This window comes from Pseudomonas sp. QD4, from assembly GCF_049199125.1.
Taxonomy (GTDB): Bacteria; Pseudomonadota; Gammaproteobacteria; order Pseudomonadales; family Pseudomonadaceae; genus Aquipseudomonas.
In genome coordinates this window covers 15,499-33,063 of sequence record NZ_JBLZOM010000012.1, presented here as the reverse complement: position 1 = coordinate 33,063, position 17,565 = coordinate 15,499, and the positions used below count along the sequence as shown (strand labels likewise).

Below are 17,565 nucleotides of genomic sequence, written 5' to 3'. Positions count from 1 at the left end.
CCGCAGCGGCAGCCTGAACCGACACTGTTTTCACAAGGAACCCGCAATGCCCCTGGACCCCGATCTCGAAGGCTTTCTGGAGCTGGCACACATGGGCCGCCTGAGCGGCAAGAGCCAGCCCATGCATGCGTTGAGCGTGCAACAGGCCCGCGCCGAATTCGAGCAGACCTCCGCCGTGCTCGACCCCTGCCCGCCGGCCTCGGTCAGCGTCATCACCCTGAGCGTGCCGACCCGGGACGGCCAGGCCATGCCGGCACGGCTGTACCGCGCCGCAGGCACCGGCAGCGAACTGCAAGCCACGATTCTGTACCTGCATGGTGGCGGCTATGTGGTCGGTAGCCTGGACTCCCACGATTCGATCTGTCGGCGCCTGGCCGCCAGCGGCCGGCATGCGGTCCTGGCGCCGGCCTATCGCCTGGCCCCGGAATCACCGTTCCCAACCGCGGTGCACGACGCCCTGGATGCGGCCAACTGGCTGGCGGAAAATGCCGCCTCGCTGCACCTGGACCACCAGCGCACCCATGTCGCCGGCGACAGCGTCGGCGCCACCCTGGCCACCGTGCTGGCCATTTCGGCGGTCATGCAGCCCCGGCAGATCCAGCTCAAGCCCAGGAGCCAATTGCTGTTTTACCCGGTGACCGACACCTCGACCCTGCGTCCGTCCCACAGCCGTTATGCCGAAGACCACCTGCTGGAAACCGCGACCCTGGAGTGGTTTTACCAGCACTACTGCCCGACGCCGGAGCAGCGTCTGGACTGGCGGGTCTCGCCCCTGCTGACCCAGGACCTGCCGGCCCTGGCACCGGCCTACATCAGCCTCGCGGAATACGACCCGCTGTATGACGAAGGCCTGGCCTACGCCGAGCTCCTGCAGGCACGCGGCACCGCGGTGACCCTTGAGGTGCAGAAGGGCCTGACCCATGACTTCCTGCGCATGAATGGCATCGTCGCGGGGGTCGAGGGGATCTACCAGAAGCTTGAGCAGTGGCTGGCCGATCAACCCGCTTGATACCTTGCGCCCAAAAAAAAGCCCGATGCAGTGCATCGGGCTTTTTATTGGGCGCCACTTGCCATTGGGGGCCTGCTGGACGACAGGCGTCGCCTTCGGTGTGACCTACCAGAATGTCCCGCGCAGGGTCAGCATCTGATTGCGCGGCTCGCCATACCAGTTCTGCCGGTTGGAAGGGCCGACTGTCGAGTAGTAGACCTTGTCGAAAATATTGTTGAGGTTGTAGGCCAGGGTCCAGTGCTCGTCCACCCGGTATTCCGCCATGGCATTCCAGACCGCGTAGCCACTCTGGTTATAGTCGAAAGGGTGAGTCAATGGCCGGCCGTTAGAGCCGAGCACCGGCTTGAGGTCGCTATCCAGCACGGTGGCCACGCCGCTGACGTAGTCCTTGCTCTGCAGCGTTACCCCGCCCCCGACCTTCAGGTCATTGAGCACGCCCGGCAGGCGATAGGTGGACCACAGCTTGGCACTGTGCCTCGGCGTGATGCTGCTGAAGGTGGAATTGGTCGTGCGGTCCTTGTTGTGGTTGTAGGTGTAACCCGCCATGAGGTTCCAGTCAGGCATGACTTCGCCGCTGATCTCGGCATCGAAGCCTTTGCTGACCACCTTGCCCTGGGCCAGGTAGCAACAACTGCCGGCGAACAGGACGTCAGTCTCGGGGTAGTTTGGATCGAGTACGGCCTGGTTTTCACGCTCGGTGTAGTACAGCGCAAACGAGGTATTGACGGCCCCACCCCACAACTCGCCCTTGATTCCGGTTTCATAGGTCTTGCCGGTCATGGCCTCCAGCGAGCTACCGGGCAACGGCCCCTTGGATTGCAGCTGCTGCGGCTTGTAGATCTCTGAATAGCTGACATAGGTCGACCACTGGTCATTCAGGTCAAAGACCAGGCCACCGTAGGGGACCACCTTGGTCGGTTCGCGACGGTGGACGTCGGACAGTGTGGTCCAGGCATCCGGGTTGGCTGGGTCGATCGGGTCCACGTCCCGCTCGCGATAGGTCTGGTCAAACTTGTAGCGCTGCACCCGGGCACCGACGATCAGGTGCAGCGGATCGGCCAGTTGCAGGCGCAAGGTCGAGTACAGGCCGTACTGGGCTTGTGAGTTGGGGCTGTAGTCCCGGGTGTAGCGCCGGTCGTTGGGCTGGTTGGGCCAGGGCGTGGAATCCGGGTCGAATACATCCACATCACCGCCATTGGGCAAACCATCGGTCCCGCGCCAGCGGCTGGTGATCTTCTGATAGTCCGCGCCCAGGAGCAGTTCGTGCTCCCGATCAAAGGCCGTGAATTTGCCGGCAAGGTTCATATCTAAGAGCCGCTGCTCACTGCGATAGGAGTTGATCGAGCCGTACCAGAAAGGCCCGGTCTTATCGACCAGATCCACCCCGCCCAGGACCGCGGAGCTCTTGATCAGACCCGACTCCAGGGTTTGGGTGTAGCTGAGGTTGCCCTTCCAGTTGTCATTGAATTCATGGTCGACCTTGGCAAACAGTTCGTCCGAGCGACCATCCTGATAAGCCCAATTGGTGGTCAGGCTGGTGCGCCGAGACAAGCCCAGGTCACCACCGTCGAGGTAGCGCGGCACACCGGTGCCGATGCCGTTGTCGTGCAGGCGTTCGGAACGACCGCCCAGGGTCAGGCGCGTGGCATCGGTGACATCCGCTTCGAGCACGCCATAGATAATGGGTTTTTCAGTGCTGCGATTGTCCAGGAAGTACTGGCGGTCGGTGTAGGCCGCCACCAGGCGCCCACGCAGCTTGCCATCAAAGGCCAAGGGGCCGGTGACATCGAGCTGCGTACGGTAGTTGTCCCAGGTCCCTGCGGAAGTCTCGACCTTCAACTGGTAGGCATCCAGGGGGCGTTTGCGCACCAGGTTGATCATGCCGCCCGGATCGCCGGTGCCGCCGAACAAACCGGAGGACCCGCGCAGCACTTCAACGTGGTCGAATTCCACCAGGTCATAGTTCTTATACGAATAGAAACTACCGGCCGTGGTCCCTAGCGCCATGGGGGCCGCCCCATCGATCTGGATATTCTCGATGACGAAGCCGCGCGAGTAGTAGCTGGACAGGTTGGAGTTGGCGGTTTTCACCGTGATCCCGGGGGTCTCCTTCATCGCATCGGTCAGGCTGCTCATGCGCCGTTCCTGGATCACCTGGTCGGTGATCACCGACACCGATTGCGGAGTCTGACGCAAGCTGGTCGGGGTCTTCGAACCGATACTGGTCAGCCCGGTGGTGTAGGAGCCCGAGTTCTCGGTCATCTCCCCCATGCCCTGGCCTTTGATACTGGTGGTGCCCAACTCCAGCGCCGTGGAGCCTCCGGCGTCATTGGTCAGGAACACCGTGTTGTTCTCGATCCGATATTTGAGCCCCGCGCCTTGCAGCAGGGTGTTCAGGGCCTCCCCAGGCTCCATTTCACCGATCACCGGCGAGGACTTTTTGCCACGCACCAGTTCCGGCCCGTAGAGAATCTGCAGCCCGGTCTGGTTCCCCAGCTCAGTCAGCGCCTTGTCCAGCGGCTGGGCCGGGATATTGACGTGGGCGCTTTGTGCCTGGACGCCGCTGGAGACGCCAAGGGCCAGACCCAAGACTACGATGGAAGCCGACGTGCGCCAGAGGGCCAATGGCTGTTTCAGCACATTCCGTGCGCGCCTTGCCTGTTCAGGTTTCATAGCGTTGGATCACCCCAGATATCGTCATTCAAGTTGGAAGATCGCCACCTCTTGGGATGGCTGACCGGTCATTTGGCGGTCCACTGCCACAATCGTCCCGGCATCATGAGGGGGCGATTTCCTTCAAATTCGGTGTAGAACCATTAGAAGACGAGCAAAAATAAAATAAATTAGAAAGATTCACATTCAGGACACAAAAAAATACAAAGCACCGCCGGCGCGGCGGGCCATGCGTCGGTTTTTCATGACAGGGGACTGATAAAAAAGCCCCTGCCAGAACCGTTGGCCGGCTCGGACAGGGGCAGCAAGGCTGGGGGGAATCAGCCTTCGAGTTGCTCTTTGGCCTGTTGCAACTGACGCGCCTTTTCCAGCAACAGGGCTTTTTCTTCGGGGCTCATGGCGTCCAGGCGCAGGCGCGCCTGGGCCTGTTTCTCCAACTGCCCCGGCGCTGCTTCCTGCAAGCGCAAAGCCTGGGCCAGTGCCGCCACTGTCGGGTTGTCGAAGACCACCCCGGGATGGGTTTCGCATTGCAGCAGCTTGCGTATCCCGGCCACCAGCTTGATCACCAGCAGCGAGTGCCCACCGGCGGCAAAGAAGTCCTGCTCGATGCTCAGGCGCTCCAGCCCCAACAGCTGCGCCATGCGCGCCGCGAGCAACTGTTCCAGGGCATCCCGTGGCGCCACATACTCGGCTTGCACCAGGCTCAGGTCCCGCTGCTGCAAGGCCTGACGATCGACCTTGCCGTTGCCCAGGCGCGGCATCGATTCCACGAGCTGGATATGCCGCGGCACCATGGCCGCCGGCAACTGCTCGGCCAGTTGTGCGGCCAGGGCCGCTGGCAAATCCCCTGCTCCGGTGTGCGCGGCCACCACAAAGGCGATCGGCTCGCCTGGCCCCTCCTCGCTCTTGCCCAGCACCACCACTGCTTCATTGACCCCCGGCAGGCGCAGCAACTGGGCCTCGATCTCGGCCAGTTCGATGCGGAACCCGCGCACCTTGACCTGCTGGTCGCCGCGCCCGAACAGCTGCACCCCGCCTTCCGGGCGGTAGCGGGCCAGGTCGCCGCTGCGGTACAGGCGCTGGCCGTCCAGGGGGCTGCTGATAAACGCCTGGGCTTCCTGCTCGGGAGCGTGGAGGTAACCCCGGGCCAGTTGCTGCCCACCGATATACAGCTCACCCAGTTCACCGGTGGCCATCAGTTGCAGGCGCTCGCCGAGCACCAGCACCTGGTTGTTGGCCAGCACCCGGGTCAGGGGCATGCTCACCTGCTGCGCATCCGCAGGTGATAGCGGATGGACCAGCACCCCGACCGTGGTCTCGGTCGGGCCGTAGTGGTTGAACACCCGGCAGTCCGCCTTGATCTGATAGATCCGCTGCACCAGGCGTCCTGGGATCGCTTCACCGCCCAGGATCAGCGTGGCAGGCAGGGCCGGCGGTTCGGCCTCGAGCAAGGCCGCCAAATGGGAGGGCACGATTTTCAGGCAGTCGATGCCCTGCTCCCGGATAAAACCGGCAAAGGCATGGGGATCCTGCATCACCGGGTCGTCGGCAATGTGCAGGGCCGCGCCGTTGTAGAGCGCGCCGAACAAGGCGGTGTTGCCGAGGTCGGCGGCCACCGTCGAGCCCAGGGCAAAGTGCCGGCAGGCTGCCAGCTCCAGGGCATCACTGACCCCGGCGGTGTAGTTGAGCAGTTGCCGGTGTTCGATCACCACGCCCTTCGGTGTACCGGTGGTGCCCGAGGTGAAGAGCACATAGGCGACATCAGTGGCCTGCGGGGCATGCCGGGCGAGCAGCGATCCGTCCTGGCCCGCCATCGATTCCCCGGCGATATCCAGGGCCTCGACGCCGCGCGCCTGCCAGGCCGGCAACTGTTCCGCAGCCGCTACCACCCAGGGGGTCTGCGCCTGCTCGACGACGTGCGCCTGACGGGCCAGGGGCCATTGCGGATCCAGTGGCAAGTAGCCGGCACCGACGCGCCAACTGGCCAGAATCGCCACGATCAGCTCGGCAGATCGGGGCAGCGCCAGCGCCACCAGGGCGCCGGCCGCGACCCCTTGCGCCGCGAGCCGCAACGCCAGGTCATGGGCGCGGCTGTCGAGCTGGGCATAGGTCAGGGTCTGCCCGGCGCTGACCAGGGCCACGGCATCCGGGGTGATCTGCGCCCACTCGGCAATGCGCTCGGGCAACAGCACGCGCTCATCCAGCGCTTCTGGCGCCGGGTTCAGGCCCAGCAGCGCGGCGGTCTCGGCCTCTCCCAGCAGATTGAGCCGGGACAGAGGCTGGTGCACGTCCTCGACAATGCTCTGCAGCAAGGTCAGGTATTGCGCCTGCAGGCCTTGCAGGGCCGCCAGCGAATAGCGTGCCTGCAGTGCCTCTATGCTCAGTGCCACGGGAACCCCCTGGGCACTCAACCCCAGTTGCAGAGACAGTTCGAACAGCGGCGCCGACGCGGCGAGGTGCGACGCGGACCATTGGCCCCCGGCCACCGCCTGCGGACCGAAGGCTTGGCGAGTGGCGAACCCGTAAAGCGGGTTCGCCAACACCGGCGCCAGGTCGGCCGCCCAGTACTCCTGCCAGGTGCCATGGTGTTCAAGCTGCTGCGCCAGGGCGTCAAGCACCGTGGAGAAGCCCTGGGTCTGGGGCAGAACCAGGTGCAAGGGCAGGGTTTTCTCGAACAGACCCAGGGTCTCGGCGAAGAACTCGTAGTCCTGGCGTCCGTCATGCCGCCAGCCGGCGAGGAAACGCTCACGGCCGCTGATGCGCCCGAGCAGGACCCACCAGGCCGCCTGCAACAGCACCTCAACCGGCTTGGCGCAGGCAGTGGCCACCTCTTGCAGGGCGCTGGCCAGTCTGGCGTCCAGCGCCTGTGTCAGTTGCAGCACCGCAGCGCCGTCGTGCGCCAGGGCATCGGCGCGACGATAAGGCAGGTACGGCGCGCTCAAGCCCTCTTCGGCAGGCGCCAGGGCCTGCCAATAAGCCTTGGCGGTATCGGCATCCTCGTCGAACAGCACTTCACTGCGCCATTCCAGGTACTGGGAAAACTGCCCCAGCTCTTCGTCGACCTCCAGACCGCCCTGCTCATAGCCACTGATCAGCGCCCGCAGCAGCACCGCGAGGCTGCCGGCGTCCGCCACCAGGCGCGCCACACTCAGCAGCAGCTGCCATTGGCGGTCGGCGGTGCGCAGCAACAGCGCCTGGGCAAAGGGTCCGCCATGCGGGGTCGATTGTTCCTGCCAAGCCTCCCGCCGCGACGCCGCCTGGCTGGCGGAAACCACGTCGGCCTGTACTTGAAGAGCAAATGACGGCCCCCCGGCAGCGGCCAGGAACTGCCGCAGGCCATGGTAGCCAGGCACCGACTCCAGGCGTGTGGTCAGTACGTCGTGACGCTGCAACAGACCATCCAGTACCCGCTGCAATCGCGCCGGATCCAACTCGCCTTGGATCTCCACCGCCAGCAAGTGCGCCGTCGCCCTATGGCGTGCACCGGCTTCCAGGGCCGCCAGATGCTGCTGTTGCTCGGGGAGCAGGGCCAAGCCCGCGTCCAGTGTTTCCAGGTCTGCCGTACTCATGCTTGCGCCTCTTGCGTTTGCCGATCGGCGACTGGCGCCTGTTCCGACAGTGCCTCCAGGGCACTGCGTTCGATCATTTCACCCATGGCCACGACAATTTTGCGCGGCCCCTCGAACGGGTCCCGGGCATGCGCGGCCAACATGTTGTCCAGCAGAATCACATCGCCCTTGCGCCAGTCGAAACGCACCGCGCACTCCTCGTAGAGGTCGCCAACCAATTGCATGACCTCGTCTTCGATCGGCGAGCCATCGCCGTAATACACATGGCGCGGCATGCGCTGCTCACCGAAGAGCCCGAGCAGGTCCTCGCGCACATCCGGATCCAGGCAATAAATGTGGTGCAACTGGACCTGATTGAAGAAGCTTTTCTCACCGGTCACCGGGTGGCTGATGATGGCCGGGCACGGGGTGCGGATCTGCAATTCATCGTTGTCCAGCCAGGTCCACTGGATCCCTGCGGCGCGGCAGCGGGCCTCGACTTCGTCGCGCACCTCGGTCTTGAAGAAGTGCTGCCAGGACACATCGAGCTTGTCGGCGAAGGTGCGCACGTACAGCAGGCCCTTGCTCTCGAATTTTTCGCGCAGGGCCAGCGGCAGTTTCTGGTACATCAAGCGGCAGTCCACCACCGGGGTTGCACCGCCGACGGGTGACGGCTGTTCACAGAAGAACAGCTGCTTGCGCGGCCAGCGATCCTGGTGGGAGCTCTCGTTGTGGAACAGGATCATTTTCTTTTCCGGGTACGGCGTGGAGCGGTAGGTGTTCTTGCCGCCCTCTTTCTTCGGCAGGTCGCCGTACTGTCCGTAGAGGCCCGGCTGCACCGCTTCGGCGAACGCCTCGAAGGCATGGATGTCGCTCATGGCGAAGCCACGGAACAGGATCCCGGCATGCCGCGCGAGTTTCTCTTCCACCAGGGCCCGGTTGTTGCGGATCCACTGCACCAGGTCCAGACCCGGGTCCGTAGGCTCCCACAACAAGGGGAATACCTGCCCCGGGACCATCAGGGTTTCCCGAAATGCCGGCGCAGTGGGCCGGGTTGCCGGGCTCTGGGCCTTTTTCAGGAACTTGCCCAGCTTGTCGGCCTTGCTCGAAGCTGCGGGTGCAGTGGTCGTGGCGGCAAGCGCCACGGTGTTGGTAGGCATGTTGATATCCCCTAGTCGTATATCCGGATCACGCACAATCTGTTCGAGAATGGTCATCCAGCTGTTCACGCAGAGCTCTATACGTTCTTGTTTGAATAAGTCGCAGGCGAATTGCCAGGTCCCATACAGCTGCCCGGCCTCATCGTCGATAAACAGCGCCATGTCGAACTTCGAGTAGGCTCCGGCCGACGGCAGGGCCTGGACGCGAATGTCTTCAATGCCGGCGCTGCGAATCGGCAGGTTGTTCATCACGAACAGCACCTGCACCAGCGGGTTGACACCCTTGCGGCGGTTGACTGCAGCGGCCTCGACCAGCATGTCGAATGGCAGGTCCTGATGTTCGAAGGCACTCAGGCTGGTTTCCTGGGCCTGGGCCAGGAAAGCGGCGAATGACTGGTCGGCATCGAAGCGCGAGCGCAGGGGCAGGATATTGACGAAAAAGCCGATCAGGCTTTCCAGCTCGGCTTGCGGCCGCCCGGCGACATCCGCCCCCACCAGCACGTCGTCGCTGCCACTGAGGCGGTGCAACAACACCTGGAAGCTCGCAAGCAGGGTGCTGTAGAGCGTGACCCCGGCCTCGCGCGCCAGGGCACTGAGGGCCTGGTGCAAATCGGGAGCCATCGAGAAGCTGCAATCGCGCCCCTCGAACGACGCCACTTCCGGGCGTGGATGATCGGTGGGCAATTGCAGCAGGCCGCCATGCCCGGCCAGGGCGTCTTTCCAGTACGCCGCCTGGTCGCGGAAAACGCCGGCCTGTTCCAGTTGCTGCTGCCACTGCGCATAGTCGGAGTACTGCAGCGCCAGCGCCGGCAACGGCTGCTCGATACCCGCCTTGAGCCTGGCGTAGACCTCGACCATTTCGTTGCTCAGGATCGACATCGACCAACCATCAGAAATGATGTGGTGCATGGCAAACAGCACCACGTGCTCGGTCGGCCCCAGGCGCAGGACCTGGCCGCGCAACAGTGGGGCCTTGAGCAGGCTGATGGGAGTCCGGGCGTTCTGTTCCACCGCCTCGGCCACCCGGGCTTCGCGCTCGACCGGGTCCAGGGCCGAGAGGTCGAGCAACGGCAGGTCCACCGCAACCTCGGCACTGATCAGCGCCAGCGGATCGCCCTCCTCGTCCGCCACATAAGCAGTACGGAGCACCTCATGGCGCTGCGCCAGTTGCCGCAGGCTGGCCACCAGCAGCGGCACCGACAATTCACCTTCAAGACGCAGCGCCAACGGCATGCCATAGGCGCCGCTGGCCGAGGCAAACTGCTCCACGACCCACAACCGGCGCTGCGCCAGGGACAGGCACGCCTGCGCCTTGCCCGCCGTCGCCACCAGCTCGGGCAAGCGCGCACGGGCGATACCGACCCGCGGTGCCAGAGCCGCGGCGAAGGCGCCCAGGGTCGGGGTGCCGAACAGGTCGCGCAACCCTACCTCGCACACCAGCACCTGCTTCAGCCGCGCCACGACCTGGGTCGCCAGCAGGGAATGCCCGCCCAGTTCGAAGAAGTTGTCGTTGAGCCCGATGCGCTCGAGCTCCAACACCTCTTGCCAGACCGCTGCCACCTGCTGCTCCAGCTCGCTCTGCGGCGCCAGGTACTGTTGCTGCAACAGGCTCGCATCGGGGGCCGGCAGGGCCCGGCGGTCGAGCTTGCCGTTGGCCGTCAAGGGCCAGCGTTCGAGGAACAGCAGGTGAGCCGGGACCATATAGTCCGGCAGCACGTTCTTGAGCCGGCCCTTGATGACGTCGCGCAGGGCTGCGGCGGCGTCGACCTCGGTCACGTCGCGGCGTGCGATCAGGTACCCCACCAACTGCTGGCCACTGGGGCCATCCACCGCCAGAACCAGCGCTTCACGCACTTCGTCCTGTTGCTGCAAGCGGGCTTCGATCTCCCCCAACTCGATGCGGAAACCCCGGATCTTCACCTGATGGTCGATGCGCCCGACATACTCGACCACCCCGTCGGTGCGATAGCGCGCCAGGTCGCCGGTGCGATACAGGCGCTCACCCGACGCCGAGAACGGGTCGGGGATAAACCGTGTCGCGCTCAGGTCCGGCCGTTTCAGGTAACCCCGAGCCAGGCCGGCCTGGCCGACATACAGCTCACCGACGCAGCCTTTGGGCACCGGGTTGAGGTCGGCATCGAGCAGGTACCAGGACAGGTCGACAATCGGCTCGCCAATCGGGCTCGCGGCGTCCTGTTGCAGGTCGGCCAGGCTGATCGGCCGGTAGGTGACGTGGACCGTGGTTTCGGTGATGCCGTACATATTGATCAATTGCGCGGCCTGATCGCCGAACCGCTCGAACCAGGGGCGCAGGCTCTGCACATCCAGGGCTTCGCCGCCAAAGATCACGTAGCGCAGGGCTAGGCGGGCCTGGGCCTGCTCGGGGGAGCAGGCCACTTGCAGCAACTGCTTGAAGGCTGACGGCGTCTGGTTGAGCACGGTGACGCCCTGCTCCCTCAGCAGGCTGAAAAACTCCTCCGGGGAACGACTGACGTCCTGAGGCACCAGCACCAGGCGGCCGCCATACAACAGCGCGCCGAAGATCTCCCAGACCGAGAAGTCGAAAGCATAGGAATGGAACAGGCTCCAGACATCCTGCGGACCGAACCCGAACCAGCCATCGGTGGCCTGGAACAGGCGCAGCACGTTGTGGTGACTCAGCAGCGCGCCCTTGGGCTTGCCGGTGGAACCGGAGGTGTAAATGACATACGCCAGGTTGGCCGGGTCCACCTTGAGCCCGGGGTTGCTCTCGCGGTAGCCGGCCAGGCCCTGCTCATCGAGCAGCAAGGTGGGCAATTGCGCCGCCAGCGGCAAGCGCGACAGCAGGTGCGCTTGAGTCAGCAGCAACTGCAAGCCGCTGTCTTCGATCATGTAGGCCAGGCGATCCTCGGGGTACGCCGGGTCCAGGGGCACATAGGCGCCACCGGCCTTGAGGATCGCCAGCAGGCCCACCAGCATGTCCAGGCTGCGCTCGACCGCCAGCCCCACCAGCACATCAGGACCGACACCCTGCTCGATCAGCCGGTGCGCCAGTTGGTTGGCCCGGCTGTTGAGCTGGCGATAGGTCATTTGCTGTGCGCCCAGGGTCAGCGCGATCGCCTCCGGTGCGCGCTCGACCTGGGCCTCGATCAAAGCATGCAGGGGCTGCTCGCTCACCAGACGGGCCGGACGCGGATTCCACTCGGCAAGGGTTTCGCTGCGCTCGCGCTGATTCAGCAGGCGCCACTCGCTGAGCGGACGTTCGGCCAACTCGGGCATTTGCTGCAACAGGTGCATCAGATGCGCCGCAAGCTGCTCGATCATCGCCGACGAGAAATGCCCGCGGTCGAAACTAAAGTGCAGCCCCAGCTCCTCGCCCAGGCCCACAGCCAGGGTCAAGGGGTAGTTGGTCTGCTCGTGACTGTCGATTGCGCCGAAGCGCAAGCCTTCGGGGGCACCCTGCTCCAGGGCCTCGGACACCGGGTAGTTTTCGAACACCAGGATATTGTCGAACAGGGCCTCGCCGCTGCGGGCCGCCCAACGCTGGATCTCGAACAAGGGTGTGTGTTCGTGCTCGCGCAGCCCCAGGTTCTGCGCCTGGACCTTCTGCAGCCAGCTGGCGAGGGTCTGTTCCGGTTGCGGCGTGGCGACCACCGGCAGGGTGTTGATAAACAGCCCGATCTGCTGCTCGACGCCCTTGAGCTCCGCCGGACGCCCGGCCACGGTCGCGCCGAATGCCACGGTGGCCTGCCCGGTATAGCGTTGCAGCAACAGCAGCCAGGCCGCTTGCAGCAGGGTATTGGCGGTGACTTTCTGCGCCCTGGCAAAGTCGTTGAGGCGCAGGGTCCGGGCCGCGTCGAGCTGGACATGGCAATCGCCATAGCCGGTCTCCCGGCTCAGGGGCGCCATCGCCAGGGCCAGGCGCGTCGGCTCTTCCAGGTCCCGCAGTTGCTCCTTCCAGAACCCTTCGCTGAGGGCCTGGTCCTGCCTTTGCAGCCAGGCGATGTAGTCGTGATAGCGGCTGCCCTGGGCAGCAACAGCCTGGCCGCTGTAACGCTGCAGCACCTCGCCCAGCAGCTGCGAGTTGCTCCAGCCATCCATCAGAATGTGGTGGCTGGTGTAGATCAATTGATGGCGCTCATCGCCGATGCGCACCAGGTGCAGGCGCAGCAAAGGTGCCTGGCTCAACTCGAAGCCCTGGCGCCGTTCGGCCTCGGCCAGAGCGTCGAGCGCCGCTGCCAGGTCGGCACGGCCGCGCCAGTCCTGCTGGCTGAACGGCACCTCGACCTGCTTGAGCACCACCTGCATCGGCTGGGCGAACTCGCCCTGGTAGACAAAGCCTGTGCGCAGGATGTCGTGGGCATCCACCGCCCCTTGCCAGGCCTGGCGGAAGCGCTCGGGGTCGAGGCCGCTGACCTCGAGGCTCATCTGGATGATGTAGTCCCCGGAACCCTGCTCGTACAGGGTATGGAACAGCATGCCCTGCTGCATCGGCGCCAAGGGGTAGATGTCCTTGATCGCCGCCGGCGTGAGCGGCAGGCGATCCAGTTGCGCCTGGTCGAGCCGCGCCAGGGGGAAGTCGGACGGGGTCACCCCGCCGCTGCCGTAGCGGGTGCAATGGGCGATCAGTTGTTCCAGCTCCAGGGCATAGGCGTCGGCCAGCTCCTGGACCTGGGCCTGGCTGAACATCTCGTGGCTGAAGGTCCAGCTCAGGTCCAGCTCACCGTTGTAGACCTGGCCATTGATACTCAGCCAATTGCCCAGGGGCGCCTCTGCGCTCTGCTCGCTGCCGGCGTTCTCAGCACTGGGCACAAACAGCGCGTCGTCATCGTCGAAGCTGGCGTCGAACTGGCCGAGGTAGTTGAAGGTAATACGCGGCACCGGCAGGTCGGCCAACCGCTGCTGCGCCTGGGGATCACCCAGGTAGCGCAAGGCGCCGAAGCCGATGCCCTTGTGTGGAATGGCGCGCAATTGCTCCTTGATGCCCTTGATCGAATCGCCAAGGCTGAGTGCCGGCGTCAACTTGACCGGGTACAGGCTGGTGAACCAGCCAACGGTCCGGGTCAGGTCGATACCGTCGAACAGCTCCTCGCGGCCGTGGCCTTCCATCTGCAACAGCACCGAAGGGGACTCGGTCCAGCGGGCGATCACCCGCGCCAGGGCGGTCAGCAGCAGATCGTTGACCTGGGTGCGGTAGGCCGCCGGGGCCTCTTGCAGCAGTTGGCGGGTGTGCTCCTGGTCCAGCCGCGTACGCACACTCACCCCCAGGTGGCTGTGCAGGCCGCCCGCCGGGTTGGCGCACGGCAGATCCGCGGCAACGCCCTGCAATTGCGCTTGCCAGTACGGCAGTTCGTCCTGCAACGCCGGGCTGCGGGCATAGGCTTGCAACTGTTCGGCCCAGGCCTTGACCGAGCTGCTCTTGAGCGGCAGGCGCACCGCCTGGCCGGCCGCCAGCTGGTTGTAGGCCTGTTGCAGGTCCTCGAACAGAATGCGCCAGGACACCCCATCCACCGCCAGGTGATGGATGGCCAGCAGCAAGCGCTGCCCGTCGTCCGGCAGCTTGACCAGCACCGCCCGCAGCAGCGGGCCCTGTTGCAAGTCGAGGCTGCGCTGGGCTTCTTCGCCCAGTTGCGCCAGCTCGGCGATATCCGCCAGTTCGCTGCACCACAACACCGACTGCGAGGACGGCGGCGCAAAGCGGGCGACCCAGGCTTGGTCTTGCTCGGTGAAGGTCAGGCGCAAGGCATCGTGGTGAGCGATCAAGGCCTGCAGCGCGGCATCCAGCAACGGGGCATCCAGCGCCATGGCCGGTTTGAGCAGCACCGACTGGTTCCAGTGATGGCGCTCGGGAATCGACTCTTCGAAAAACACCTGATGGATCGGCAACAAGGCCATGCTGCCGGTGACCGGCGCCTGGTCGATCACCTCATCGGTGTCCCCGGTCTGCGCCACACTCGCCAGCCCCTGCACCGTCTGGTGCTGGAACAGCTCTTTGGGGGTAAAGCGAATACCCGCCTGACGAGCGCGGCTGACCACCTGGATCGAGATGATCGAGTCGCCGCCCAGCTCGAAGAAGTTGTCGGTGAGGCCGACCTGCTCCAGTTTCAGCACGTCCTGCCAGATCGCCGCGATCTGCTGTTCCAACTCGCTTTGCGGCGCCACATAGGCTTGCTGCAACAGGCTGGCATCCGGCTGGGGCAGAGCCTTGCGGTCCAGCTTGCCGTTGCCGGTCAATGGCAGGGTGTCGAGGAACAACAGGTGCGCCGGGACCATATAGTCCGGCAGTTCCGTGCGCAGTTGAGCCTTGATTGCTTCCCGCAGCTCGGCGTCAGCCGACTGCCCCGGCTGGGCCACGATATAGCCCACCAGCTGTTGGCCGTTGGCACCGTCCATGGCCAGAACCACGGCTTCGCGCACGGCCGGCAGTTGCAGCAAGCGCGCTTCGATCTCCCCCAGTTCGATACGGAAACCGCGGATCTTCACCTGATGGTCGATACGCCCGATGTACTCGATGACCCCATTGGCGCGGTAACGCGCCAGGTCCCCGGTGCGGTACAGGCGCTCGCCCGACGTCGAGAATGGGTCAGCAATAAAACGCGTGGCCGTCAGGTCGCCGCGATTGAGGTAGCCACGGGCCAAACCGGCCTGGCCAACATACAGCTCACCTATGCAGCCCTTGGCCACCGGGTTGAGGCTGCTGTCGAGCAAGTACCAGGAGAGGTCCGGGATCACCTCACCAATCGGGCTGCTGGCGTCTGCCTGCAGATCGGCCTGGGTGATCGGACGGTACGTCACGTGCACCGTGGTTTCAGTGATGCCGTACATATTGATCAGTTGCGGCTGCTGGTCGCCAAAACGCTGGAACCAGGGCTGCAGGGCTTTCACTTCCAGGGCCTCGCCGCCAAATACCACATAACGCAGGGCATGAATCTCGGAGCTGGCGCAGGCCACTGGCATCAACTGCTTGAAGGCCGACGGGGTCTGGTTCAGCACCGTGACCCCCTCGTTGCACAACAGCTTGAAGAAGTCTTCTGGCGAGCGGCTGATGTCATGGGGCACCACCACCAGCTTGCCGCCATACAGCAAGGCGCCAAAGATTTCCCACACCGAGAAGTCGAAGGCGTAGGAATGGAACAGGCTCCAGACATCCTGCGGGCCAAAGTTGAACCAGCGGTCGGTGGCCTGGAACAGGCGCAGCACATTGTGATGCGGGAGCAAGGTGCCCTTGGGTTTTCCGGTGGAGCCGGAGGTGTAGATCACATAGGCCAGGCTGGCCGGGTCGATCGCTACCTGTGGATTATCCAGGCTGTAGCCAGCCAGTTCAGGAGTATCGAGTAGCAGCGTGCGCACCCCGTCCGGGATCGGCAGCGTTTTAAGCAAAGACGGCTGGGTCAGCAGCAGGCGAATGCCGCTGTCCTCAATCATGTAGGCCAGCCGCTCCTGTGGATAAGCCGGGTCCAGAGGCACATAGGCACCGCCGGCTTTAAGAATCGCCAGCAGCCCGACCACCATCTCCAGGCTGCGCTCCACCGCCAGGCCGACCAGCACATCAGGGCCGACGCCGTTTTCAATCAGTTGATGGGCCAACCGGTTAGCCCGCTGATTGAGCTGGCGATAGCTCAGGGACTGCTGCTCGAATACCACCGCCACGGCCTCGGGCGTGCGCTCGACCTGTTGTTCGATCAGTTGATGAATGCCCTGGGTGGCCGGGAATTCAACCCGGGCCGGGTTCCAGGCCGCGATGCTCGCCTGTTGCTCGGCAGTATCCAGCAACGCCAGATCGCCAATGCGCTGGTTGGCATCGGCCACCATCGCGTGCAGCAGGTTTTGCCAATGCTGCGCCATGCGCTCGGCGGTGGCCGGGTCGAACAGGTCGGTGGCGTAGGTCAGGGCGGCCGATACGCCCTGCTCGGTATCGAAGGTGTCGAGGGTCAGGTCGAACTGCGCGGTGGGGTTGTCCCAGTGCAATCCTTCCAGACGCAGCGTGGGCAACTGGATGCCCACCGCTCCTCGTCGATCCTCGCTCTGGTGGTTGTACATCACCTGGAACAGCGCGTTATGGCTCAGGCTGCGTTCGGGTTGCAGCGCGTCGACCAATTGCTCGAAGGGCAAATCCTGATGGCCCTGGGCCGCCAACACCGTCTGCTTGACCTGCTGCAACAGCGTGTTGAAGCGCACCTGGTCATCGAACCGGGCCTTGAGGATCTGGGTGTTGACGAAGAAGCCGATCAGGCCTTCGGTTTCGACCCGGTTGCGGTTGGCAATCGGCACGCCCACGCGGATATCCGCCTGGCCGCTGTAGCGGTGGAGCAAGGTCTGGAATGAGGCCAGCAACAGCATGAACAGGGTGACGTTCTGTTGCTGGGCCAGGCGCTTGAGCCCCGCGCCAAGGGCTGGCGGCAACTCGATGGGCAACTGCGCCCCGCGAAAACTCTGCTCGGCCGGACGCGGACGATCCAGCGGCAGTTCCAGCAGCGGTTGCTCGCCCGCCAGTTGTTCGACCCAGTACGCCAACTGCCGCTCACGCTCGCCAGCGTCCATCCACTGCCGCTGCCACAAGGCGTAGTCCGGGTATTGCACCGGCAGGGGCGGCAAGCTTGCGCTGCGCCCTTCGCTGTCGGCGGCATACAACTGCATCAGCTCATCGACCATCAGTTGCATCGACCAGCCATCGGAGATGATGTGATGCTGGGTAATGGTCAACACGTGATGCTCGTCGGCCACCCACAGCAACTTGACCCGCAGCAGCGGGCCCTGCTGCAAGTCGAACAACTGCCGGGTTTCATCCTCGACAAAGGCCTTGATCGCAGCACTGCGCTGCGCCTCGTCCAGGCCTTCGGCCAACTGCGCCCGACCCATGACCAGAGGCTGTTCGGCGGCAATGACTTGCAGGGTCTGTTCCGCGTCCTGGACAAAGGTGGTGCGCAGCGCCTCGTGGCGAGCCATCAGGGCATTGAAGCTGCGCTCCAGCGCGGCGATGTCCAGCTCCCCCCGCAGTTGCAGGGCGCTGGACAGGTGGTAGGCGGCACTGGCCGGATCGAGCTGCCAGAGGAACCACTGGCGCTCCTGGGCATAGGACAGGAGTAGCGCTTCTTCAGGCTTCCTTCTGAACACCGGAGCAATGCCGAAAAGGTTGATCCCTTTCTGTTTAAGCAGGATTGCCAAGGCTTTCCGCTCTTTCGGTGAAAGCTCGCCC

The 17,565-nt window shown here is 64.4% G+C and carries 4 protein-coding genes; 1 reads left to right on the top strand and 3 read right to left on the bottom strand.

Translation table 11 applies throughout. From position 1 onward, the window contains the following. The first annotated feature begins 46 nt into the window (after positions 1 to 46). Entirely contained in the window at positions 47 to 1,009 is a 963-nt protein-coding gene (locus ACOZJV_RS33745) for an alpha/beta hydrolase (RefSeq protein WP_421549520.1), read from the top strand. Positions 1,010 to 1,114: 105 nt separating this feature from the next. Here ACOZJV_RS33745 and ACOZJV_RS33740 read toward each other — a convergent pair whose 3' ends face one another. The 3 genes from ACOZJV_RS33740 to ACOZJV_RS33730 form a co-directional block, all read right to left on the bottom strand. Then, positions 1,115 to 3,682, bottom strand: a complete 2,568-nt coding sequence (locus ACOZJV_RS33740) for a TonB-dependent siderophore receptor (protein ID WP_078474075.1) — start codon at positions 3,680 to 3,682, stop codon at positions 1,115 to 1,117. A gap of 320 nt (positions 3,683 to 4,002) precedes the next feature. Continuing rightward, complete coding sequence (locus ACOZJV_RS33735; RefSeq protein WP_421549519.1) at positions 4,003 to 7,251, bottom strand: non-ribosomal peptide synthetase; 3,249 nt, start codon at positions 7,249 to 7,251, stop codon at positions 4,003 to 4,005. Next, positions 7,248 to 17,534, bottom strand: a complete 10,287-nt coding sequence (locus ACOZJV_RS33730; RefSeq protein ID WP_421549540.1) for an amino acid adenylation domain-containing protein — start codon at positions 17,532 to 17,534, stop codon at positions 7,248 to 7,250. Before ACOZJV_RS33730 ends, ACOZJV_RS33735 begins: the two co-directional genes overlap by 4 nt. Between the last annotated feature and the right edge of the window lie 31 nt (positions 17,535 to 17,565).